We start from the raw sequence: 22978 nt of genomic DNA on the forward strand, positions 1-22978 counted from the left end.
TTTTTACGATGAGTGCTGACAGTTACCTGCACCGTGCCCGCGCCGGCGCGCCGGGTGCACCGATCCTGTTCGTTTTCCACGGCACAGGCGGCGACGAGAACCAGTTCTTCGATTTCGGCAGTCGGCTTCTTCCGGTGGCAACGGTGATCTCGCCGCTCGGCGATGTCTCCGAACACGGTGCGCCCCGCTTCTTTCGCCGCACGGCCGAGGGTGTTTACGATCTGGCCGATCTGGCACGCGCGACCGCGAAGATGGGCGAGTTCGTTGCCGCTAACAGGGAGAAATACGGCGCATCCGATGTCATCGGGCTGGGCTTTTCCAATGGCGCCAACATCCTTGCCAATATCATGGTCGAACAGCCCGGCCTGTTTGATGCCGGCGTGTTGATGCATCCGCTGATCCCGTTCCAGCCGAAGGCGAGGGTGGGGGAGGAAAAGGCCCGCGTGCTGATCACCGCCGGCGAACGCGATCCGATCTGCCCGGTGCCGCTCACCAATGGGCTTGCCGAGTATCTTCGAAAGCAAGGTGACGACGTGACGCTGGAATGGCATCCCGGCAGCCACGAAATTCGGCCGAACGAGATCGAGGCGGTGAAGCGGTTTCTGGCGCCTTACGGGGCATGATGCGAAAATGGCGCGCTGCTTGGCGGCGCTCCATTCTCTCCGCAAGCCGCAGGGTAGATATTCCCGTATTTTTACTGGGTGATCGGAGTTTTGTGCTGCATAAATGCAATACTGTTCTTGTTTGTTAAGAACAGTTTCACGTTTTTGCGCGAAGTGCCCCGGTTTTCATTTGCGTAGCGGGCGAATTTTCAGCTTACTTCTCTCACGGGCGGTGTGGCGGGCTCCGTTTTTCTAGTGAGAGGGAAATTTATGCGTATCGTCGCTTTGGGGGTGGTTGCCGCCCTGTTCATGACCGTTCAGCCGGCCGCGGCTGCCGTCGTTGCCAATGTCAGTCTGTCTAGCCAGACCATGACGGTGACGGAGAATGGCGCCGTTCGGTATCAGTGGAAGGTTTCGACCGGCCGCAAGGGGTTTGTCACGCCGAAGGGCAAGTGGACGGCAAAATGGCTGTCGAAAAACCATCGCTCGCGCAAATACAACAACGCGCCGATGCCCTACGCGGTGTTTTATAACGGCGGTTATGCGGTGCATGCGACCTATGAGACAAAACGGCTCGGCCGTCCTGCCTCGCATGGCTGCATTCGCCTGCACCCGGAAAACGCAGCGGCCTTTTACGCGCTGACGCACCGTTACGGGCTCGCCAATACGCGGATCAAGGTCAGCCACTGAGTGGCTGATAGCCTCTGATCAATAACCGCATTGGCGCAGCTGTGCTTCGTAACGCTGCGCCATGTTGGCGGATTTTTGGGCCGCACCACGGATCGCCGTGGTAAACTGGCCGCGCTCATATCCGCGGTGCCCGGCATAATAGGCGAGGTAGAGATTGCGGCTGTCCGTTGGCGAGATGCCGTTCAGCCTGACGCTGCGCTTGTGATACCAGCCGACGAAATGGATGGCATCGCCGAAATTGCTGCGGCGAGCGCTCCAGCGGCCGGTATCCTTCTGGTATGTCTTCCAGGTGCCGTCCAGCGCCTGCGCATAACCATAGGCAGACGATATGCGGCCCCATGGAATGACGCCGAGCACATATTTGCGGCGCGGCTTGGCATAGGGCTGGAAGCTGGATTCGACATAGATCGTCGCCATCAGCACAGGAACGGGCACGCCGAATTCCTGCTCGACGCGTTTTGCGTCTCGGGCCCAGTTGTTGAACAGGCCGTCTCTTTGTTCGAAAATGGCGCAGGCATTGTTGATCCGGCTCGGCGCACTGGCGCAACCGGTCAGAGCCAAAAGCGCGATGAAAAACGCAATACGCATCGCAGAAACTCGGGTCATGTGAAAAGTGATGCTCCCTAAAATTTAATGAAAAGTTTACGCATCCGGCCCGGAAGCGATTTGGCTGTTGAGATCGCGGATCCGTGATGACTCAAAAAATGTCATTTTCTGCGGCAAAGCGTCATCTCGCGCTGCACACCCGATTTGATAATAGCCAAGTCAAAGGGCCGGCCACTGGGGCTGGCCGGGGAATATCTTGATGTCGAAGCGCAGTTTTTCGTTTCCGGTCGCAGACGTTCGGGCGCGTGCGCTCGGCGAAATCCATTCACGGCCGCATACGCTTGTGGGCCTGCCGCGCGTCATCTTTCAGGTCGCTTTTCTGACCGAGGCCAATTTCGCTTCCGACCATGCCATTCTGGCCGAGCTTTCTCTGGGGCAGGGCGTGCCGGCACCGGCTGCCGATACCAGCCACCACACGATGACCTGGGGCAGCGGCACGCTGCGCTGGGAGCGGCATACGGAATTCTCGACCTATTTCTGGGATACGCCGGCACCGGCCACATTTGGTGCCGAAATTCCGGTCAACCCTTTTGGCGCGCGGTTTGCGGCGCCCGGTCCGTTCATCTCGGGCGTGCGCATCGAAATCCGTCCCGCCAACGAGGACATGTCGGAAGTGATCGCCGGTTTCGACCAGACCAGCCTCTGTCAAAGCGTCGTGGCGGACGGGCAGGCCACGATCGTGACCGATTTCCGTCAGGATGGCGACGGGCTGACGAAATTTCTTGTCCTCGATCACGGCATGACGGAAGCCGCGCGCGGCATGCTCGCCCAACGTATTCTCGATATCGAGACCTACCGCACGCTGGCCATGATGGGCCTGCCACTGGCGCAAAACCTGTCGCCGGAAATCCGCCAGATCGAGGCGCGGTTCACGGCCATCACCCAGCGCATGAAACAGCATGCCCGCAGCGAAGCGGATGCGATGCTGGCCGAGATCACGGCACTTGCGGCCGAACTCGAGGCCAATGCGGCCTTCAGCCTTTATCGTTTCGGTGCCAGCCGCGCTTACAATAATATCGTGCTCGACCGTGTTTCGACGCTTGGTGAAAAGGCCGTGCCCGGTTCTGAAACGCTGGGTGGTTTTCTGCAACGCCGTCTGGCGCCGGCCATGCGCACCTGTCAGTCGGTGGAGGAGCGTCAGGCGAACCTGTCACGCAAGCTGACGCGCGCCACGGCTTTGCTGCGCAGCTGGATCGATGTCGATCTGCAAAAGTTCAACACCGAGATCCTCGCCTCGATGGACAAGCGGGCGCATCTGCAACTGCGCCTGCAGCAGACCGTCGAAGGTCTTTCGGTTGCGGCGATCTCCTATTACGTTATCGGTCTTGTGGGATATCTGGCAAAATTCGCGCATAATCTCGGCGTCCATATCGCGCCGGAAACATTGACGGGCGCTGCCGTTCCGTTCGTGGTGCTCGGCATCTGGCTGACCGTCCGGCATATTCGCAACAAGCACAGCGACTGAGGTTTTTTCGGGCGCTGAAGAGGAGGGGGAATGTTTCGTCCGGCTTGCGCCTGCATTCTTCTGGTGGGGAGCGTTCCGGCATGGGCGGCCTCGTTGCCTGCCCCATTGCCGGCCGATATCCAGACCTTTGTTACCGAGCGCGAAAACTGCGATCATTTTCGCGGCGAGGAGCCGTATGACGCCGAACGCCGGCGCGAGATCGAAGCCGCGCTCGACCGTTATTGCCGAGGCACCGATGCGCGGCTGCAAGGCTTGCGGAAAAAATATCGCGAGGCGCCGGCAGCCATTCGCGATGTGCTGAATGGTTTCGAATACCCGATCGAATAGCTCTCAGGCCGCTGCCGGTTCCTTCGGTTTCCAGCGTTCGGCAATGGCGATGCCGCCAAGCGATAGCGTCAACGCGATGACGTGGAAGGCAAAGAGTTGTTCGCCGAGGATGGCGACCGACAGAAGTGTGCCGAACACCGGCACGAGATTGATGAAAAGCCCGGCGCGGTTTGCGCCGAGTTCGATCACGCCCTTGATGTAGAGGATCTGCGCCACCAGCGAGGCAAAAATGCCGGTATAGAGCGTTGCGCCCCAGCCGGTCAGATCCGGCATCATCAGGTCGCCGGCTGAATATTCCCACGCCATCAATGGTATCGAGAACACAAGGGCAGCGATGGCCGGGATCGCCATCAGCGTGCGCCAGTCCACCGGTGGGCGCCAGCGCAGCGCGATCGTGTAGGCGGCATAAGCGAGGATGGCAAAGATCATCAGGCCGTCACCGTAATTGACGCTCAATGTCACCAGCGAGGCCAGATCGCCATGCGCGGCGGTCAGTGCGACGCCGAGCAGCGTCAGCGAGAAGCCAAAGATCTGGGCAACGGACACGCGTATACGAAAAAGTGCGAAATTGGCGACGAAGATCAGGAAGGGGATGGCCGCCTGCTCGATCGTGACGTTGATCGCGGTCGTGTAATGAACGGCGGAATAAAGCAGCGCGTTGAAACTGGTGTAACCGATTGCGCCAAGGAAGATCAGCACCGGCAGATGCTGTTTCGCAACCGGCCAGTCCTTCTTGATCTGCGGCAGCGAGATGGCGAGAATCACCGTGACGGCGACCGCCCAGCGCAGGAAAGTGAAGGTCATCGGGCTGATATGGCCGACCGCCAGTTTGGCCATGACGGCGTTTCCGCCCCAGCAAAGCGTAGCAATGATCAGAAAAAGATAAGCCCTGCCGTGCACGCATGTCCTCCTGAAATACCTTGTAACAGCGCCATTTTGCGGCTGTTTCGGCGATGCAGTTACCGGTGTGGCTGGCGATTTGTCACGTAAAAACCACAACCACGTTGATAAAGCGGTCGCTTTCCGCGCAGTGGCACAGTATAGATGCGCCGGTTTGAGTAGGCGCAACGTCTTGCGCCGCAAGGCAGGATATCGTGAAATGACGAATGTCGTGGTAGTGGGTTCCCAGTGGGGTGACGAGGGCAAGGGCAAGATTGTCGACTGGCTTTCTGAACGTGCGGATATTGTGGTCCGTTTCCAGGGAGGCCACAATGCCGGCCATACGCTCGTCATCGATGGCGTCAGCTACAAGCTGTCGCTTCTGCCGTCGGGCGTTGTGCGTCCGGGCAAGAAGGGTGTTATCGGTAATGGCGTCGTTGTCGACCCGCATGCGCTGATCGCCGAAATCGGCCGTCTCGAAGCGCAGGGCGTCATCGTGACCGCGGACAATCTGCGCATTGCTGAAAACGCCACACTGATCCTGTCGCTGCACCGCGAACTCGACGGCATGCGCGAAGATGCGGCTTCCAACAGCGGCACCAAGATCGGTACCACTCGCCGCGGCATCGGCCCGGCTTACGAAGACAAGGTCGGCCGTCGCGCCATCCGCGTCATGGACCTGGCCGACCGCGATGCGCTGGAAGCCAAGGTCGAGCGTATTCTGACGCACCACAATGCGCTTCGTCGCGGTTTCGGTGCCGCCGAAGTCGAACATCAGACGATCATGGATGAACTGACCTCGGTTGCCGACCGCATCCTGCCCTTCATGGAAAGCGTTTGGGAACTGCTCGACAAGGAGCGTCGCAAGGGTTCGCGCATCCTGTTCGAAGGCGCGCAAGGGTCGCTGCTCGATATCGACCACGGCACCTATCCGTTCGTCACCTCGTCCAACACCGTTGCCGGCCAGGCATCCGCCGGTTCGGGCATGGGCCCGGGTTCGCTGGGTTATATCCTCGGCATCACCAAGGCTTACACGACCCGCGTCGGCGAAGGTCCGTTCCCGACCGAGCTGAACGACGAGATCGGCCAGTTCCTGGGCGAGAAGGGTCATGAATTCGGCACCGTCACGGGCCGCAAGCGCCGTTGCGGCTGGTTCGACGCAGCGCTGGTGCGCCAGTCGGTCGCCACCAACGGCATTACCGGCATCGCGCTCACCAAGCTCGACGTTCTCGACGGTCTCGAAGAACTGAAGATCTGCGTCGGCTACATGCTCGACGGCAAGCGCATCGACCACCTGCCGGCCTCTCAGGCGGCGCAGGCCCGCGTCGAGCCGATCTATGTCACGCTGGAAGGCTGGAAAGAGTCGACTGTCGGTGCCCGTTCGTGGGCGGACCTGCCGGCGCAGGCGATCAAATACGTCCGTCAGGTCGAGGAATTGATCGGCGCGCCCGTCGCCCTACTTTCCACGTCACCTGAGCGGGACGACACCATACTTGTGACGGACCCGTTTGAGGACTAATATCCTAGTTTGACACATCTTTCACGCGACCCCATGTTCGGGTCAGTGATCAAGAGAAAGTATCGATGGCTGATTTTGTAGCGGTTATTCGCCGGGCGGTAGACGGTCTGGCGAACAATACTCCCGAGATGCGGCTTCGGGTGTATGAAAAGGCGCGTGGAGCTGTCCAGCGACAGCTCGAAAACATGAAGCCGCGCCCGTCGGACGACATGCTCCGCCGCCAGATGGACAAGCTGGAGGCGGCGATCACGTCCGTCGAGGCCGAACATGCGGAAGCATTGCCGGCGAAGGAGCCTGATGTCGCGCCCGCTGTTGCCGCGGCTGCACTTGCGCCTGAAGCCCCTGTGCCTGAAGCCATCGAGCCTCCGCGGGAAGCGGAACCCGTTGCAGCACCTGTCGAGGATGATGCCGCATCCTCCTATTCCGACAGCGCTTATGAGCACGAGGAGCGCAAGGCGGAGGCTTACGAGCCTGCTGCCTACGAACCTGCCGCCTATGAGCCGCCGGCCTATGAACCGCCGGCCTATGAGCCGCCGGCCTACGAACCGCCGGCCTATGAACCACCGGTATGGGAACAGCAGCCCGCAGCCGCCCCGCTTGCCGAAGAGCATCGTGCCGAAGAATATGAAGCGCCTGTAGAAGAGGCCGCTGCCGAAGATTATCGTCGCCATGACGATCAGGCACCCGTCGAGCCGGCTGAAATTCCGCGCTGGGACGAACCGGCGACGCCAGTCAGTGCGCCTTACCCGGACGAGCCGCCTTTCGGCCGCGAGGCCGAACTGCCGGAGACGCCGGCCTATCAGGACGAGCCGGATCATCTGATCCCGGCGCACGAACCGACTTTCCCGCAGCAGACGCCGATCTGGCCGGAAGATCCCGCTTCGCCGCATGGAGTTGCAGACGACACGCGCGAGCCTGCCTTTGGTGGAGATCGCGATCAGCGCCACGCGGTGTCCCGCCTTGTCGAGCCGATGGCCGATTTCGACGACAAGCCGAAGTCGGAAGAACCCAGCTGGCTGACGGCCGGCGTGCCGCATTCCGAGCCTGAGCTGCCGGCAACGCCCGCCTGGGCCGATCCGGTGGAACTGCCGCGCCATACCGAAGAGCCTGCTCCGTTTGCTTTCGGTGAGCAGAAATTCGACGATCGTCCTGCCGCCGAGAGTTTCGACGCGCATTTCGAAACGCCGGTCAGTGCCGCTGCAACGGCCAAGATGCCGTCGGTCGATGATCTGCCGGACCTTGGTGCCGTTCCGCCGCAGGGCTTTCAGGCCGGCAACGATCCGTTCGAGGAATATCTGCGCGGCCAGCCCGATGCCTCTGCCACGGCCGGTGTCGCGGCGGTTGGTGCGGCCGGTGTTGCTGCTGCTGGCGCTGCCGCGGCGCAGCCAAAACCTGCCGATCCCGATCCGTGGAACGATCTGGAAGAGCTGATCGGTTACAACAAGGCTGCCGCCGCTGCTGCCGAAACGGCGCCGGCGGCACAGGACGACGAGCTTCATGACGACATGATGCCGCCGCCGGTGCGCCCGTATCGTGCCCAGCCGAAGCCGAAACGCAGCTTTGGCCCGATCATCCTTGCCGTTCTCGGCCTCGTCATCATCGGCGGCGGCGGTTATGTCGCCTGGTCGAACTGGGACAAGGTCGGTGAGATGATCGGCAGTGTCGGCGGTTCGGATACCGATACGGCACAGCAGACAACGCCTGCAACGAGCACGCCGCCTGCCAACCAGCAGACGCCGCCGGCAAACGACACGCCGGCCAACGGCCAGGCATCGAATGGCGTAACGCCGCCGGCCGCCGATGGCACGACATCCGGCCAGAAGTTCACCCAGCGCCTGCTGGCAAACGGCACTGAAGTGGATGAAGGCGCCGGTGGACCGCCGGCAGGTGGTGGCGGCCAGTCGGTTGCGCAGCTGAACAGCCCGCCCGGCACGCCCGCGGCAACGCCGAATGAGGCCGCCCCGGCCGCCGGTGGCACGTCGCCGGCCAATGCACCGGCCGTCAATCCGGCCGATACGGCTGCTGTCAGCGGCGAAAAGATGTTCCTCTACGAAGAACGTCTGGGCCAGCCGGCACCGACCGCCGTTGAAGGCAATGTCTCGTGGTCTCTCCAGACCGAGCCGGGTGAAAACGGCCGCCAGGAACCGACGGTTCAGGCGCGCATAAACATTCCCGGACGTGGCCTGACGGCGCTTGTCACCTTCAAGCGCAATACCGACCCGTCGCTGCCGGCGAGCCATCTGATCGAACTCGTCTTCTCGGTTCCTCCGGACTTCGAGGGCGGCGCCATCGACAGCGTTCAGCGCATCGCCATGAAGGATACCGAGCAGGATCGCGGTACGCCGCTGGTGGCTGTTCCGGCCAAGATCACCGACGATTTCCACATGATCGCGCTCAACGATTTCCCGGATGCGCGCGCGACCAACATGGAACTGCTGCGGTCGAAGAACTGGCTCGACATTCCGCTGGCCTATCGTAACGGTCGCCGTGCGCTTCTGACCCTGCAGAAGGGCCAGGAAGGCATTCGCGCCTTCAATACGGCCATCCGCGAATGGTCGACCGCCACGCCTTCGACGGGTCAGTGAGCTGGAACAAGTAAAGTAGCGAGACAACAGAAAGGCCTGTCATAGCAATATGATCGGCCTTTTGCGTTGGGTGGACAAAATTGACGCAGTGACAGAATGCTTGCGAAATGCCATGGAACAGGCATGCGTTTCGTTAGACAAATCATCGCGGACAGAATGAGCGGCGGGGTTCTTGCCCTGCTGCTGTCGTTCATGATGATGCTCGACGGCGCAATCGGCGCGCATGCGCTGGGGGCAATGGCCGCAGCCGAACGGTTGGCCGCAGCCCAGATCATCTGTTCCACCGATACGGCCACGCATGACGGCCATGCCGATGCCCATGGCGATCATGACAGCGCAAGCGCTGCGCCCGTGCATCACAAGCATGGCGGCAAGGCCGAACATCCGGAATGTTGTTCGGCTGCCTGCCAGTTTGCCGCTCAGGTGGCCGCCACCGATCTTCCGACGATCCCGGCGCCGCAATGGCCACTACTGCAAAATGACGAAGCCGCCGCATGGCATGCCGTGCCTGTCGCGTCGCGACCTGCCGGGCTGTTCAAGGATGCACGCGGCCCGCCTTCCATCTCCATCTGACGACGTTGGCCGCCGGACGTTGGTCCGGCCTGTTCCTGTCTCTGGAGAGGTTTTATGCCCTGTTTTTCTGCCGCGGAGCCGAAGCGCCCGCTTGAACATCTGATTTCATTCCCGCCGTTGCCGAGGGTTTTGCCATGACATCGGCATCCCGCACTGTTTCAACGGCACAGGATGGCGCCGCCATCCGCGCCTTTCTCACCCGCCTGCATTTCTACGTCGGCCTTTTTGTCGGCCCGTTTCTGCTGGTCGCGGCGATTACCGGTACGCTTTATGTGCTGACGCCGCAGATCGAAAACATTCTCTATCGCGACCAGCTTGTGGCGCAGACACAAGGCCCGGCGCGTCCATTGTCCGAGCAGATCACCGCGGCGCGCGGATCGATCGGCGAGGTGCCGCGACTGTTTGCCGTTCGCCCGGCCAAGGACGGGGCGCACACGACACGCGTCATGTTTACAGAGCCGGGGCTTGGCGAATCCGAAACGCGGACGGTGTTTATCGATCCGGCGTCGCTGGCCGTGCAGGGTGAGCTGATCACCTATGGCACCAGCGGCATCCTGCCGTTCCGCATCACGCTTGATTATCTGCATCGCAATCTGCTGCTCGGCGATATCGGCCGGCATTACAGCGAGCTTGCCGCCTCGTGGCTGTGGGTGTCGATCCTTGGCGGCGTGTTGCTCTGGTACTGGCAGCGCGGGGTGAAAAGACCGGCCGGGGCGAAGGTCAGCACGCACCAGCGGTCGCGCCGGCTTCATACACTGATCGGCCTTTGGACGGCGATCGGTTTTCTGTTTCTTTCCGCCACCGGGCTGACATGGTCACGCTGGGCCGGCGGCAATATCGATGTGTTCCGCAACACCGTGGGCTGGGTCACACCCGCGATCACCACGGCGCTCAACCCCGCAGCGGAAGCGCCGGTTCTCGGCGAACATGCGGCGCATGGCATGGCGGCTGCGGTGGAAACCGCGCCGGCCGTTTCGGAAGCCGATATGGTGGGCCGTTTCGATGCTGTCGTGGCCTCTGCCCGCGCTGCCGGTATCGATAGTCCGATGATCGAAATCCGGCCGCCGCGCACGGTGGATCAGGCTTTTCGCGTCAGTGAATATGATCGCAGCTGGCCCACGCAGGTGGATACGATCGCCGTCGATCCGAACAGCTTTGCCGTTACCAGCCGTGCGGACTTCGAGACCTTTCCGATCGTCGCAAAGCTGATCCGCTGGGGAATCGATGCACATATGGGCGTGTTGTTCGGTGTCGCCAATCAGGTTCTGATGGCGGTGCTCGGCATCGCGTTGACGGCGATGATCATCTACGGTTACCGCATGTGGTGGACACGCCGTCCGGCGCCGGGCGGTTCGGTGCGCACGCTGATCCGCAGCTTTTCCTACATGTCTCCGGTCGCCAAGGTGGTCTCGCTGGTGGTGACCGTCGCTTTTGGCGTGGCGCTGCCGGTAATGGGTGTCAGCCTGCTGGTGTTTCTGCTGATCGACTTTTTCCGCGCGGCGCTCGGGGAGATGATGGCGGCGGAGCAACGCAACATGCCACCGGACATGCGGTAAAACGAAACAAAAGAGCCCGCGGTATCAATCGCGGGCTCTTGTTTGTCTGAGGTCGGATGCTCTTACGCGTCGACGACGCGCAGAGCCTGAGCCTGTGCAAGCGCTTCCTTGCGGACCGCTTCCTGCACCTTTTCGAAGGCGCGAACCTCGATCTGGCGAACGCGTTCGCGGGAAATGTCGAATTCGCTCGACAGTTCTTCCAGCGTCACCGGTTCTTCGGCCAGACGACGGGCCTCGAAAATCCGGCGTTCGCGCTCGTTCAGCACACCCATGGCCTTGGACAGCATACGGCGGCGGGTATCGAGTTCGTCCTGCTCGACGAGAACCTGTTCCTGGGTCTCGCTATCGTCCACCAGCCAATCCTGCCACTGGCCGGATTCGCCTTCCGTCGCGCGGATCGGGGCGTTCAGCGAAGCGTCGCCGGAAAGGCGGCGGTTCATCGAAACGACTTCTTCCTCGGAGACCTTCAGTGTCGTGGCGATTTCCTTGACCTGATCGGGGCGCAGATCGCCGTCTTCCACCGCCTGCAGCTTGCCCTTGAGGCGGCGCAGGTTGAAGAACAGGCGCTTCTGGTTGGCGGTCGTACCCATCTTCACCAGCGACCACGAACGCAGGATATATTCCTGGATCGAGGCCTTGATCCACCACATGGCATAGGTGGCCAGGCGGAAACCGCGTTCCGGATCGAATTTCTTCACGGCCTGCATGAGGCCGACGTTACCCTCGGACACGACCTCGCCGATCGGCAGGCCATAGCCGCGATAACCCATGGCGATCTTGGCGACGAGACGCAGGTGGCTGGTCACCAGCTTGTGGGCGGCATCGCGGTCACCATGCTCAGCGTAACGTTTCGCGAGCATGTATTCCTGCTGCGGCTCCAGCATCGGGAACTTGCGGATTTCGTCGAGATAACGGTTGAGACCGCCTTCGCCGGCGGTAATGGATGGCAGATTGTTGCGGGCCATAAAGCACCCCCTTCTGATCGTTTTAGCCGGCTCCCTCGGGCTGACGCCATCTTATATGGCCGTCATCAAAACCCTTGCAGGCAAGCCGCTTCGGTGCGGGTCATGTCATCAACCCCACTCCGACCCGGATACCAGATAAGTACGGCACAACGGTGATTCAATGCCTCACGAGAGCGTTACATCATTACAAATTCGTAAGCTTGCAAGGATCGTGAAAGTCGGAAATTCCGCTGGCTGGTCGGCTGTTCCTTGGGACCGTTTCTACCGCATTTCCTCATCGATTGCTCGGATGATCTTGAGGGATTGCGGTGACGGACTGTTTCCAAAACGCGTCAACGGCCGTGGTGTTCCAATGGCACAAAACAAATCGGCCGGACAAAAGGCCCGGCCGGTTTCGCATCGTCATCCGTGTTCAGATCACGCCCGCAGCGCTTCGATCAGTTCCGCCATGTCGTCCGGGATCGGGGCTTCGAATTCCATCACTTCGCCGGTGCGCGGGTGTTCGAAGGCGAGCAGGAAGGCGTGCAACGCCTGGCGCGGGAAACGGCCGACAACCCCGCGTGCCTCTTCCGGCAGCGTGTTCACCTTGGTCTTGAAACCGCCGGCATATTCCGGGTCGCCGATCAGGGGCGTGCCGACATGCGCCATGTGCACGCGGATCTGGTGGGTACGGCCGGTTTCGAGACGGCACTCGATGAGCGCGGCCAGCGAGGTGGCGTCCGGCTTTTCGTGAAAACGCTCCATGACCTGATAATGGGTGATGGCGTGACGGGCGTCGTCGCTGTCTTCCTTCTTCACCGCACGTTTGGTGCGGTCGCCATTGGCGCGGCCGAGCGGCGCGTCGATCGTGCCCTTCAGACCGTTGGGACGGCCCCAGACGACGGCCATATAGGCGCGTTCGAGCGGGCCGGTGCGGCCATGGTCGGCGAACTGGTCGGAGAGATGGCGGTGGGCGGCGTCGTTCTTGGCGGCCACCATGACGCCGGATGTTTCCTTGTCCAGCCGGTGGACGATGCCGGGGCGTTTGACGCCGCCGATGCCCGAAAGACTGTCGCCGCAATGGTAGATCAGGGCATTGACCAGCGTGCCGGTCCAGTTGCCGGCGCCGGGATGCACGACGAGACCTGCGGGCTTGGCGATAACGATGACGTCATTGTCTTCGTACAGAACCTCCAGCGGAATGTTCTCGCCCTTGGGCTCCGGGTCTTCCGGCTCCGGCAGCGCGATCTCGATCACATCGCCCGGGGAAACCTTCTTTTTCGGTTCCGTGCAGGGTTTTCCGTTGAGGCTGACGGCGCCCTGTTCGATCAGCGCCTTGAGGCGATTGCGCGAAAATTCGCCGCCAAGCTCGGCTGCAAGCCAGGCATCGATGCGGCCTTCCGCATCTTCTCCCGCAGTCAGGACTTTCCTTGGCAGCTCGCCTTGGCTAAAGGGGTCGTTCATCTATTCATCCCATGCAAGAAATCTGACGCAGGAACCGTTCAATGACCAAGACCCAAATCGAGGACCAGCAGGAAGAGCCGCTCGATCCGGGCATGGAGCGCATCCGCCGCAAGATGATCATTCTGCAGCTCGTTTCGGGCGGCGTCATGTTTCTCTGCCTTATGGCTGTCCTCGGCGCCATTGTCTACAAGGTGACGCGTCCTTCGCCGCAGGCGGAGAACACGACCCAGGTTTCCGGTGGCCTTTCCGTGCCGGCCGATCAGCCGCTGACGGCCACTGCCAGCTTGCCGGCCGGCTTCGTTGTGCAGTCGGTTTCGCATTCTGGCAACCAGATCCTTTTCTACGGCCAGCTCAACGGCACATCCAAGGCGCTGATTTTCGACCTGTCGGTCGGCCGCGTCATCGCCGACGTCACGGTCGTCAGCCACTGATGCGCGTCGAGGGGAACGGACTTACCCGGATCGACGATCCGGCCGATCCCCGCATCGCGGAGTTTCGCGATATCAAGGAACGCGACCTTGCCGGACGGCGGGGTCGTTTCATCATCGAGGGCACGGTGGTTCTGCGCATGGCCGCCGCCGCGCATGGGGCAGGGGCGTTTGAGATCGAAAAGATCCTGCTCCTGGAAAACCGTCTCGATGGTGTACGCGATATTCTGGCAACCGTGCCGGACGACGTGCCGGCCTATGTGGCAAGCGGCGGCGTGCTCGATGCGATTGCCGGCTTTCACCTGCACCGGGGCATTCTGGCACTCGGGCGGCGGATGGCCGAGCCGGATCTCGATAGCCTGATCGACACTCTGCCGAAAAAAGCACTTGTCGTTGCCGCTTGCGGCATTTCCAATCACGACAATATCGGCGCGATGTTCCGCAATGCCGCGGCCTTCGGGGCCGATGCGGTGCTGCTGGACGAGACCTGCTGCGACCCGCTTTATCGCAAGGCGCTGCGGGTTTCCGTCGGCTCTGTCCTGTCGGTGCCTTATGCACGGGGCGGTTCGATCCTGTCGCTCTTGGAGCGGTTGGCGGAACGCGGCCTGTCGATCTGGGGCCTGTCCCCATCCGGGCAATCGGACTTGCGGGACATTCCACCCGAAAGCCAAGGCATCGTGCTGGTGACGGGGACGGAAGGCGAGGGTCTGCCGGATACCGTGATGAACCGCTTCGGCACGGCGCGCATTTCGCAACGCCCGGGTCTCGACAGTCTCAATGCCGGCATGGCGACGGGTATCGCGCTTTACGAAATCGCCCGCATCCAGCAGAAGATCTGACTCTTAGGCGTCGACCGTTTGTGCCTGTTCGGCAATGGCCTGACGGGCACGGTCGGCAAGGCTGGTGCGGTCCTCGTGGGAATGCCCGGCCGGTTCTTCCAGCAGCTTGTGGATCGGTGAGGATAGGCCTTCGGTGGCGGCCGTCAGCGCCACCATGCTGGCGGCGATCGATGCCATCTCGGTGCGGATCGCATCATCCCCGCCTTTTCCGCGCGGTTTTGTCAGCCGTTCGCCAAGTGCGGTACCGCGATTGCGGATATCCTGCGCCATTTCGGCCAGATCGGTGGTGTTTTTTGCAACGTCTGCAAGCAGCGCGGATGGCTTTTCCGGTTCGTCCGACTTCTTTTTCGGTGCGGGCAGGGCAATGCCGGCGGCCTTCAGCGCACGATTGGCGGCGCGGGTTTCGGAATTGGCGGTCTTCACCTTGTCGCGCAGCCGCGTGATCTCGACATCGCGACGCTCGATCGCGTTTTCCTTGTCGTGACGCTCGGCCATCTCGCGTTCCAGCTTGTCTTCGAGCCTGAGAGTGCGGTGTTCTTCCTGCGTCAGCCGGGTCTCTGCTTCCTTGGCGCGCGTGGTGACCAGCTTGACGTCTTGGCGCAGCGCGTCGCGCTCGTCGCGCAGGGCGGAAACGCGGAATTTCAGGTTCTCGACCTCGGTATCGCGGGTCGATAGGTCGATGGTCAGATTGTCGAGATCGGCCCCGAGTTTCATCACCCGCTTGTGCAGCGTCTCGATTTCGAGATCCTTGGCAGCACCTGCATCCTCGACCGTCTGCAGGGCGGCACGCAGCTGTTGGATATAGACATCCTCGCGGCGCAGGCGCGAGCGCAGATCGGATGCTTCCGTGTCCATGTCGTCGATCTGCATCTGCAGTTCGTGATTTTCCGACTGAAGGCGGGCGGCATCGCCGGTAATGCCGTCATAACGCAGTTGCAGCGCCACGGCCTTGTCGCGCGCCTTGACGAGATCCTGCTTGGTGCGGGCGTTTTCGGCGGCATAAACCGCCCGGGCCATGTCGCGCTGGGCGCGCACTTCCTGCGGGCTGATCGGCATCGTCGCCTGGATGCGGTTTTCCGTATACCGGACGATACGCCGATGGATGGCGGGCGCAAGAATCATTGCGAGAAGAACGGCGGTCAGGAAGCCGAGGCCGAACAACAGGGCAAATTGAATCACGTCAGGGCCATCCCGCAGTCTTGAATATCGAGCCTATTACCGTCTTTTGCCAAGTATAGACTAAGCATGAGCTGTGCGAGGCGGCAAGCGCTTCGCACGGCGAAAAGGCGAAAGTGAGGTAGAGCGGTTCATTGTTATATGGAATCAGTTCTGTTGGCTCAAACGGAGTTGGGTGGTCGCATGGCCGGCGCGTGTCGTAGCCAAAGCATACGGCCAAGCCGGCCATGCGATCAGACGGCCCGTTTCAGCCAACCCGAAGGGCCGGGCATCTTTCCGCCGGGATCAGCGGCGATCGGCTCGCACGTACCCGTGAGGTATGCGCTTCGCCAATCGCCACTGCCCCGACGAAAAACTGCTCCGGCAGAACTGTTTCCATTTAACAATGAACCGCTCTAACAAGAATCAGAATGGATTCCAGGTGGGGTTCCGCGTCAGCTTGAGATAGCCGACATTGACGCCGAGGCGCGCGCCGACGCCGGTGCGGATCGGCACCAGCACGACATTGCGGTTTTTCAGCACCGTCATGCCGACGCCGGCGATGACGAAGGCCGAACCGCTGACGCCACCGTAACGGGCATAAAGCGAATCGATCGCGGGCAGGTCATAAACAAGCATCATGGCGCGGGTGCCCTGGCCACCGTAATCGATGCCGAGCGACGGTCCCTGCCAGAAGACCGGATGTTGGCCGGCATTCTTGGTATAGAGCTGGCCTTCGCCATAGGTGAGGCCGGCGATGAAGGCGCCGGAGCCTTCCTGGCCGAGGATGTAACCGTTCGGCAAGCCATTCTGCTGGAAGGCGCGTTCGACCACCTTGGCGAGGCCGCCGCTGGCATTGCCGAAGAAGCTGTGTCCGGCGTCGACGATTTCCTGTGCCGTATACTGCTCGCCGTTTTGCTGTTGGGCGGCGGCAACGGTGGGGAGGGCAAGAGGCATTGCAAGAACAGGGGCAAGCAGGCTCTGAAAACCCAGGCGGGCGATGGCGTAAAATTTGCTCGGGCGCATCGTTCTTTCCGTGGTTTGCATCGAATCTAGTCGCATATAGCGGTCTAACCATCTTGAGGCGATGGTGTTAACAATCGGTTTACCAAAAATGGTGTTCTTAAGGCGCAACGCTGACGTCATTCTCGCGCAACGTTGGCGTGCTCAGGTTCTCGCCATTCGCGGCCGACATTGCAGCGCCGTGCGCCAAATATAAGGCGCATGAAGGATGCTGTAACATTTTAAACAACAGGAACTCCCGATGCCGAAGAACCCCAACCTCACCTTGAGCGGTGCCGACCTCGCATCTCTCCTGTGCAGCCGTGTCTGCCACGACGTCATTTCGCCGGTCGGCGCCATTAACAATGGCCTCGAACTGCTGGATGAGGGCGGCACCGATGAAGAGGCGCTGGACCTGATCCGCGCTTCGGCGCTGAACGCCTCGGTTCGCCTGAAGTTTGCCCGCCTTGCCTTCGGTGCCTCCGGCTCTGTCGGCGCGTCGATCGATACCGGCGAAGCGGAAAAGGCAGCCAAGGATTTTGCGGGTGCGGACAAGAAGGTCGAAGTGACCTGGACCGGACCGCGCGCGATCATCCCGAAGAACCGCGTAAAGCTGCTGCTCAACCTGTTCATGGTTGCCTATGGCTCGATCCCGCGCGGCGGCAGCCTCGAGGTGATCCTCGAAAACCCGGAAACCGACGCAAAATTCACCATCACGACCAAGGGCCGCATGCTGCGCGTGCCGCCGAAATTCATCGAGATCTGCTCTGGCAACATGGAAGAGGCGGTCGATGCCCATTCGATCCAGCCCTATTACACGGTGCTGCTGGCCGAAGAGGCCGGTATGGACCTCAAACACGTGGTCTTCGAAGATAAGATCGCCTTTATCGCGGAAACCGCAATCGCGTGATTTGTAGGGCTGTTCGGTAACCATTCATTAGTTGGGCCTCCGTTAGGATCAGAATCCGGTGCTTCGTCCGAAGGCCGGATTCATTGAGGAGTCCACCATGCAGCGTCTGATGATCGCCGACAGTTCCGATATCGTGCGGACGGTTGCAAAGCGCATCCTCACTGAACTCAATTTCATGGTTTCTGAAGCTGCGAGCGCAGGCGAGGCCTTGCAGCGTTGCAAGGCGGAGCTTCCGCTCGTGCTGGTCGTTGATGCTGGCCTTGATGGCGCGCTGGAACTGATCACCGGTGTCCGCGCCATTCCGAATGGCGACAAGGTGCGCATCTATTACTGCGTGATCGAGGCAGACCTGCGCAAGATGATGCAGGGCAAACGTGCTGGTGCCGACGATTTCCTGCTGAAGCCGTTCGATCGCAAGATCCTGTCCTCGGTTTTCGCCAACCTGGCGATCGCCGCCTGATTTCAAGAATATAAAACGACGAAAGCCGGGACGTTGAGAAACGTGCCCGGCTTTTTTGTGTATATCATTTTGCCGTTGGGCTTGCCCTGAACGTGCAAAGGCCCGCGCGATGACGTTCGCGCGGGCCTTGCGGAAGGGGAATTCCGATATTTCTATCAGGCCGTTTCGGCGTATTCCGCGCCATCCGGCTCGCGCAGCACATAGCCGCGGCCCCAGACGGTTTCGATGTAGTTGGCGCCATCGGCGGCATTTGCGAGCTTCTTGCGCAGCTTGCAGATGAAAACGTCGATGATCTTCAGTTCCGGTTCGTCCATGCCGCCATAAAGGTGGTTCAGGAACATTTCCTTGGTGAGCGTGGTGCCCTTGCGGAGCGAAAGCAGCTCCAGCATCTGGTATTCCTTGCCCGTCAGGTGGACGCGCTGGCCACCGACTTCAACGGTCTTGGCGTCCAGATTGACGATCAGTTCACCGGTGATGATGATCGACTGGGCGTGACCCTTGGAGCGACGAACGATAGCGTGAATACGTGCAACCAGTTCGTCCTTGTGGAACGGCTTGGTCATGTAGTCGTCTGCGCCGAAACCAAGGCCTCGTACCTTGTCTTCGATGCCCGCCATGCCCGACAGGATCAGAATCGGGGTCTTGACCTTCGAGAGGCGCAGCGTCCGCAGCACTTCGTAACCGGACATGTCCGGCAGGTTAAGATCCAGAAGGATGATGTCGTAGTCATAGAGTTTGCCGAGATCGACGCCCTCTTCACCGAGATCGGTGGTGTAAACGTTAAAACTTTCGGACTTCAGCATAAGCTCGATGCTCTGAGCTGTTGCGCTGTCGTCTTCGATCAATAGAACCCGCATGTTTTTCCCCTTTACCGCCGCGAAAGGTTTGCAACCCCCTAACGCGCACCGGATCCAGTCGTTGCCTGATTTGGAGGCTGCCACCAAATGGTTAACAAACTCTGACTCGTGTTGGCAAGGTACAGGAATTTGTTAAACAAAATTGGTACTGGCCTGATTTCAATTGAGAATCCGTCACCGCCAAAACCTGAATCATAACGCGAGGAAATTGCGCTAAGTGATTCATACGACTCGTCATTGTCGTTCGTCGAAAATCGACCATGGCATTTACTGACCCTTAAGCGATCGGATTTATCATTAACGATGCCCGTAAACGAAAGGTTACCGCGACCGAAATTTTATTAACGTCGTGGAAATTTTTTTGGTCCTATCTGTATCAGCTCGGACACAGGCATGTTTGTGAATTGGCCGGGGTCTCGCTATCCACGGGAGTATTGCGTATGAAATCGCGTGACAGTCTGGTTCGCCTGAAAGAATTTCAGGTGAATGACAAACGCCGCCAGCTGCAGCAGTTGCAGATGATGATGGCGGAATTTGAAAGAATGGCGAAAGAGCTGGAACACCAGATCACGCTTGAGGAAAAGAAGTCGGGAATTACCGATTCAAGCCATTTTGCCTATCCGACCTTCGCAAAGGCGGCACGGCAGCGGGCGGACAATCTCCAGGTTTCGATCCGAGAGCTGAAAACCCAGCAGGACGCTGCCGAACTGGCGCTTGAAGAAGCCCAGGCAGAACTTTCCAAGGCAACGGCGCTGGAAGAGCGCGACGTCGGCAACCAGCGCGCCCGCGCCTAAAGGTTTTCCGAGCCGTTTTGCCGGATTGATTTCGTTAACGTGGCCGGGCAGGTTTTCCTGCCGGGCCCGTTGTCGTTTTTGTCGGCTGTCTTGCGGCCGCATCATGCGCTATATCCGGTCACGTTATGACCGGAGCATTTGATGGACCTGCCGAAACTTCTCTTGATATTTGTCGCAGCCGTTTTCCTGCTGCTCGGCCTTTTCCTGCCGATCATGCGCTTCGACAGTTTTTACTTTTTCACGAAGACGCCTTCACTTATTGGCATCGTTTCGTCCCTTTGGGTGGGTGGCGATATTCTGCTTGCGCTTCTGGTCGGCGGATTTTCCATCCTGTTTCCGATCCTGAAACTGGCCGTGCTGGCAGTTGGTGCCTTGCGCGGGGAAGGGCAGTTGAAGCGCAGCCGGCTCGGACGGTTGATGCCGCATCTTTCCAAATGGTCGATGATGGATGTGATGCTGGTGGCGATCGTGGTTTTCGCGGCCAAGACCAGCGGTCTGGCGGAGGCGATAACGCAGCCGGGTCTCTGGTTCTACGCCGGCTCGACGCTGATTTCCGCGGCTCTTCTGCCACTTTGGGAGCGGCATGCGCTGATGAAACGGCGGCTTAAAAAGCAGAACCCCTCGCGGCCCTGAGGTCGAGAGGGGTTAAAGCAGGCCAAATTCGGCAATGGCAGTGATCAGTGACGATACTGCTGGATACGGGTTGTTCTCAGGCCGGCAAGGCCGTGATCGTTAATGGAGGCCTGCCAGGACAGGAACTCCTCAACTGTCAGCGTGTAACGCTCACAGGCTTCTTCCAGGCTCAACAGGCCACCACGGACCGCAGCAACCACTTCAGCCTTGCGACGGATGACCCAACGGCGCGTATCGGCCGGGGGCAGGTCAGCAATCGTCAGTGGGCTGCCATCGGGTCCGATGACATATTTAACCCGGGGTCGTATCATTTCGGTCATTGGACTCTCTACACTACTCAAGACCACGAGGAGGAGCGTAGAGCCGCAGTTTTAACATTTACCTAAGCGGTTCACGGGATTTTGTCCCTGCTGTGGAAAAGTTGAGCCAATAACGGAAAAAATCAGAAAAAAAGCGCCCTGGAGGGAGCGCTTTTTGTTTGCAGGGAAAATCTGGGAGAGGGCAGGGCTCAGAAACCCTTGCCGCCGCGCAGTTCGGACAAGACGGTGCCGACCATGATGCGGATATCGAACCAGACGGAAAACTTGTCGATATAATGCAGGTCGCAGGCGATGCGGGCACGGGCCTTGCCGGGGCGATCCGTCGGGCCGCGCAGGCCGCGCATCTGGGCGAGGCCCGTCATGCCCGGCTTGACCATGTGGCGGCGATGGTAATCCGGCACCAGATCCTCGTAAGGAATGCCGGCGGCCAGCATGCCGATCGCATGGCAACGCGGACCGACCAGCGACATGTCGCCCTTCAGCACGTTCAGGAGCTGCGGCAGCTCATCGATATTGGTCTTGCGCAGGATGGCGCCGATCTTGGTGATGCGCGGATCGTTCTTGACCGTCTGGGCAACGCCGGTGGAATCCCCGAGGTCGGTGCGCATGGAACGGAACTTGTAGACCCGGATCTTGCTGCAATCCTTGCCCCAGCGGGTCTGGCGGAAAAGCACCGGACCGGGGCTGTCGAGCTTGATCAGAACGGCAACCGCCAAGAGCAGCGGGGCGAGCGCAATCAACGCCATCAAGGAGACGGAAATATCGACAGCACGCTTGGCGGCGAGGTGCCCGGATTTCAGGCGAGGTTTGGAGAATGCAACGGCGCGACTGTTGCTTTTCGCAACCGCGAAAGGTTCGCGACTCCGGACGGTGGCATAGGCGGCGCTTTTGTGGAGATCGGATATGCTCACGACATTCCCCTGCGTTATCTATGTTTTCAATCGTTTGTCTCGGTCCCGATATAACACAAACTCAGGACTGCTCAACCCGCTTGATTAGGGATCAATTAAGGCTGTCATGAATTCATTGGGATATTTTTGCATTGCAGCAATTTCATGACAGCCTTGATTCAAATTTTAGGCGATGTCCGGCATCCCCATGTTTCATCTGGGTTGTGGTTGTTCATACCACTTTGGAGTGCCGATGCGTCCAAACCATGGCGGGCCGTTTTAAAGCATGGCGAGGGTCAGTTGGCACAATCCCGCCGCATTGTATAACTGTGCCGTTCCGCTGTGCCGCAGCGATAGCTCATCGCCTGCCGCCAGAACACTGATCTGCGTGTGACCGACGGTTAGGGGCGCTACGGCCGGTGACCACAGGGTGAACAGAGATTGTGCCCTGTTCCTCATCAGGCTGACGGCATGCCCGCTTGAAGAGGTTGCCGTCGACAGCAGGGACAGCAGATATATGCCATCGGCAGGTACCCGCAACGCTCGCTCGGCATTGACGATCGTGGTGGAGAGCGAAACGCTGCCCTGAACCTGATCCAGTATGGTGAAGCCACTGTCGCTGCCAGCCGCCTGCGCTGCAACCCCGATATCCCTGTAGGCGCGCCCCATCGGCCGTTGCGGCTGGCTGACCGTGCCGTTTTGACGGATTTTCAGTGCTGTCACCCAGTTCGTGCCATTGCCGACCTTGATCGAAAAGTCGTTGTCACCGGCAAGTCCCATTTCGGCGTAACCCGTCCAGTTAGACTGGAAAAGCAGGCTCGCTGTATCGGTGGTTGCAGCTTTGTTGACCTTGACCTGATGTCCGTGGCCAACATGCGTGAAAAGGCTGGCCTCCGAGGCGACTGCCAACCGGTTGTGGCTGTCGGCACTTGTGTTGATGCCGAGCATGGCGGGGTCGGCATCAGCCGGCTGCAGGTCATTCCAGGCGGAGCCATAAAAGATCTTCAGTGTCTGCGCGCCCCTGAACCAGGCGAGCCAGCCTTCCTTTGGGAGCAGGAATGTCCATGCGCCATCCTGCCGGGCGGCGATATGCCCGTCATGGCCGACCCAGTCGCCGGTCGCATGGGGGTCGACGACAAAGCGGGAGCCCTCTGTCGGATTGGCCGGCGGCGCGGTTGCCTCGCCTTCGACAGTCAGTTGCACGATGGCATCGAGCGCCTGCAGGGCTTCGTTATGGGTGACGTGTTTCTGGGCCTGCGACGGAAGGGTGAAGGGCATGGAAAGGTTTGTCGTGCGGTCTGCCATGTGTCGTCTCCTTTGACGAGGTTGAACAGACGGCATTTTAGGTTCGGCGCGGAATGCGTGGATGAACTCAGGACCAAGTGATTGAAAAGGTTCAGTCGGGTGTCGAAAACGTCCACGCTCCATTGGGCTGCGAAAAACGGACCGGAAACGGTGATTTTTCTCCGCCGGCCGTGAA

The 22978-nt window shown here is 60.2% G+C and carries 24 protein-coding genes; 14 read left to right on the top strand and 10 right to left on the bottom strand.

Features of this window, described 5'->3' with window-relative positions; translation table 11 throughout:
- The first annotated feature begins 8 nt into the window (after positions 1 to 8).
- Both J2T09_RS18060 and J2T09_RS18065 read left to right on the top strand, forming a co-directional pair.
- Positions 9 to 623: an alpha/beta hydrolase gene (locus J2T09_RS18060; protein ID WP_306837194.1), complete on the top strand. Its 615-nt coding sequence runs from the start codon at positions 9 to 11 to the stop codon at positions 621 to 623.
- Between the two features lie 249 nt (positions 624 to 872).
- Positions 873 to 1292, top strand: a complete 420-nt coding sequence (locus J2T09_RS18065) for a L,D-transpeptidase (RefSeq protein ID WP_306837195.1) — start codon at positions 873 to 875, stop codon at positions 1290 to 1292.
- Positions 1293 to 1310: 18 nt separating this feature from the next.
- Here J2T09_RS18065 and J2T09_RS18070 read toward each other — a convergent pair whose 3' ends face one another.
- On the bottom strand, positions 1311 to 1880 hold the full coding sequence (locus tag J2T09_RS18070) for a transglycosylase SLT domain-containing protein (protein ID WP_306837434.1): 570 nt from the start codon (positions 1878 to 1880) through the stop codon (positions 1311 to 1313).
- 217 nt (positions 1881 to 2097) lie between these two features.
- On the opposite strand from J2T09_RS18070, the gene J2T09_RS18075 reads away from it, so the two are divergent.
- The gene (locus J2T09_RS18075; RefSeq protein ID WP_306837197.1) at positions 2098 to 3363 is read left to right on the top strand and encodes a DUF3422 family protein; all 1266 of its coding nucleotides are present in this window, start codon (positions 2098 to 2100) and stop codon (positions 3361 to 3363) included.
- Positions 3364 to 3393: 30 nt separating this feature from the next.
- A complete protein-coding gene (locus J2T09_RS18080; RefSeq protein WP_306837199.1) occupies positions 3394 to 3690 on the top strand; it encodes a hypothetical protein in 297 nt (98 codons plus the stop codon).
- Positions 3691 to 3693: 3 nt separating this feature from the next.
- On the opposite strand, the gene J2T09_RS18085 is transcribed toward J2T09_RS18080, so the two are convergent.
- A complete protein-coding gene (locus J2T09_RS18085) occupies positions 3694 to 4590 on the bottom strand; it encodes a DMT family transporter (protein ID WP_306837200.1) in 897 nt (298 codons plus the stop codon).
- A 199-nt stretch (positions 4591 to 4789) separates the two neighbouring features.
- Between J2T09_RS18085 and J2T09_RS18090 the strand changes: the two genes are divergently transcribed.
- The 4 genes from J2T09_RS18090 to J2T09_RS18105 all read left to right on the top strand — a co-directional run bounded on the left by J2T09_RS18090 (position 4790) and on the right by J2T09_RS18105 (position 10802).
- Positions 4790 to 6088 (top strand): adenylosuccinate synthase, encoded by a 1299-nt coding sequence (locus J2T09_RS18090; protein ID WP_306837202.1) that lies wholly within the window; start codon positions 4790 to 4792, stop codon positions 6086 to 6088.
- Between the two features lie 65 nt (positions 6089 to 6153).
- Complete coding sequence (locus J2T09_RS18095) at positions 6154 to 8673, top strand: hypothetical protein (RefSeq protein ID WP_306837204.1); 2520 nt, start codon at positions 6154 to 6156, stop codon at positions 8671 to 8673.
- A 156-nt stretch (positions 8674 to 8829) separates the two neighbouring features.
- Positions 8830 to 9246: a hypothetical protein gene (locus J2T09_RS18100; protein WP_306837205.1), complete on the top strand. Its 417-nt coding sequence runs from the start codon at positions 8830 to 8832 to the stop codon at positions 9244 to 9246.
- Between the two features lie 134 nt (positions 9247 to 9380).
- Entirely contained in the window at positions 9381 to 10802 is a 1422-nt protein-coding gene (locus J2T09_RS18105) for a PepSY-associated TM helix domain-containing protein (protein WP_306837207.1), read from the top strand.
- A gap of 62 nt (positions 10803 to 10864) precedes the next feature.
- On the opposite strand, the gene rpoH is transcribed toward J2T09_RS18105, so the two are convergent.
- The gene (gene rpoH, locus J2T09_RS18110) at positions 10865 to 11767 is read right to left on the bottom strand and encodes an RNA polymerase sigma factor RpoH (protein ID WP_306837209.1); all 903 of its coding nucleotides are present in this window, start codon (positions 11765 to 11767) and stop codon (positions 10865 to 10867) included.
- A gap of 417 nt (positions 11768 to 12184) precedes the next feature.
- Positions 12185 to 13210, bottom strand: a complete 1026-nt coding sequence (locus J2T09_RS18115) for an RluA family pseudouridine synthase (RefSeq protein WP_306837211.1) — start codon at positions 13208 to 13210, stop codon at positions 12185 to 12187.
- 41 nt (positions 13211 to 13251) lie between these two features.
- Between J2T09_RS18115 and J2T09_RS18120 the strand changes: the two genes are divergently transcribed.
- Positions 13252 to 13641 carry a hypothetical protein gene (locus J2T09_RS18120; RefSeq protein WP_306837213.1) on the top strand — a complete coding sequence of 130 codons (390 nt, stop codon included), beginning with the start codon at positions 13252 to 13254 and terminating at the stop codon, positions 13639 to 13641.
- The gene (locus J2T09_RS18125; protein WP_306837216.1) at positions 13641 to 14477 is read left to right on the top strand and encodes a TrmH family RNA methyltransferase; all 837 of its coding nucleotides are present in this window, start codon (positions 13641 to 13643) and stop codon (positions 14475 to 14477) included. Before J2T09_RS18120 ends, J2T09_RS18125 begins: the two co-directional genes overlap by 1 nt.
- Before the next feature lie 3 nt (positions 14478 to 14480).
- On the opposite strand, the gene J2T09_RS18130 is transcribed toward J2T09_RS18125, so the two are convergent.
- Complete coding sequence (locus tag J2T09_RS18130; protein WP_306837218.1) at positions 14481 to 15656, bottom strand: hypothetical protein; 1176 nt, start codon at positions 15654 to 15656, stop codon at positions 14481 to 14483.
- A 402-nt stretch (positions 15657 to 16058) separates the two neighbouring features.
- The gene (locus J2T09_RS18135) at positions 16059 to 16658 is read right to left on the bottom strand and encodes a DUF1134 domain-containing protein (RefSeq protein WP_306837221.1); all 600 of its coding nucleotides are present in this window, start codon (positions 16656 to 16658) and stop codon (positions 16059 to 16061) included.
- Between the two features lie 238 nt (positions 16659 to 16896).
- Here J2T09_RS18135 and chpT point away from each other — a divergent pair, with 238 nt between their 5' ends.
- Both chpT and J2T09_RS18145 read left to right on the top strand, forming a co-directional pair.
- Positions 16897 to 17544: a histidine phosphotransferase ChpT gene (gene chpT, locus J2T09_RS18140; protein ID WP_306837223.1), complete on the top strand. Its 648-nt coding sequence runs from the start codon at positions 16897 to 16899 to the stop codon at positions 17542 to 17544.
- Positions 17545 to 17641: 97 nt separating this feature from the next.
- Entirely contained in the window at positions 17642 to 18004 is a 363-nt protein-coding gene (locus tag J2T09_RS18145; RefSeq protein ID WP_306837225.1) for a response regulator, read from the top strand.
- 155 nt (positions 18005 to 18159) lie between these two features.
- Here the strand turns inward: J2T09_RS18145 and ctrA are convergent, their stop codons facing one another.
- Complete coding sequence (gene ctrA / locus J2T09_RS18150; protein ID WP_112733668.1) at positions 18160 to 18861, bottom strand: response regulator transcription factor CtrA; 702 nt, start codon at positions 18859 to 18861, stop codon at positions 18160 to 18162.
- Positions 18862 to 19301: 440 nt separating this feature from the next.
- On the opposite strand from ctrA, the gene J2T09_RS18155 reads away from it, so the two are divergent.
- Together J2T09_RS18155 and J2T09_RS18160 are read left to right on the top strand one after the other, a co-directional pair.
- Positions 19302 to 19655, top strand: a complete 354-nt coding sequence (locus tag J2T09_RS18155; RefSeq protein WP_306837229.1) for a flagellar export protein FliJ — start codon at positions 19302 to 19304, stop codon at positions 19653 to 19655.
- 141 nt (positions 19656 to 19796) lie between these two features.
- Complete coding sequence (locus tag J2T09_RS18160; protein ID WP_306837231.1) at positions 19797 to 20288, top strand: paraquat-inducible protein A; 492 nt, start codon at positions 19797 to 19799, stop codon at positions 20286 to 20288.
- Positions 20289 to 20332: 44 nt separating this feature from the next.
- On the opposite strand, the gene sciP is transcribed toward J2T09_RS18160, so the two are convergent.
- The 3 genes from sciP to J2T09_RS18175 all read right to left on the bottom strand — a co-directional run bounded on the left by sciP (position 20333) and on the right by J2T09_RS18175 (position 22803).
- On the bottom strand, positions 20333 to 20608 hold the full coding sequence (gene sciP / locus J2T09_RS18165) for a CtrA inhibitor SciP (protein WP_112733674.1): 276 nt from the start codon (positions 20606 to 20608) through the stop codon (positions 20333 to 20335).
- A 188-nt stretch (positions 20609 to 20796) separates the two neighbouring features.
- Positions 20797 to 21513: a sugar transferase gene (locus tag J2T09_RS18170; protein ID WP_373458514.1), complete on the bottom strand. Its 717-nt coding sequence runs from the start codon at positions 21511 to 21513 to the stop codon at positions 20797 to 20799.
- Between the two features lie 264 nt (positions 21514 to 21777).
- Positions 21778 to 22803: a DUF2793 domain-containing protein gene (locus J2T09_RS18175; protein WP_306837235.1), complete on the bottom strand. Its 1026-nt coding sequence runs from the start codon at positions 22801 to 22803 to the stop codon at positions 21778 to 21780.
- Between the last annotated feature and the right edge of the window lie 175 nt (positions 22804 to 22978).

It is taken from the genome of Neorhizobium huautlense (genome assembly GCF_030811685.1).
Classification (GTDB): domain Bacteria; phylum Pseudomonadota; class Alphaproteobacteria; order Rhizobiales; family Rhizobiaceae; genus Neorhizobium; species Neorhizobium huautlense_A.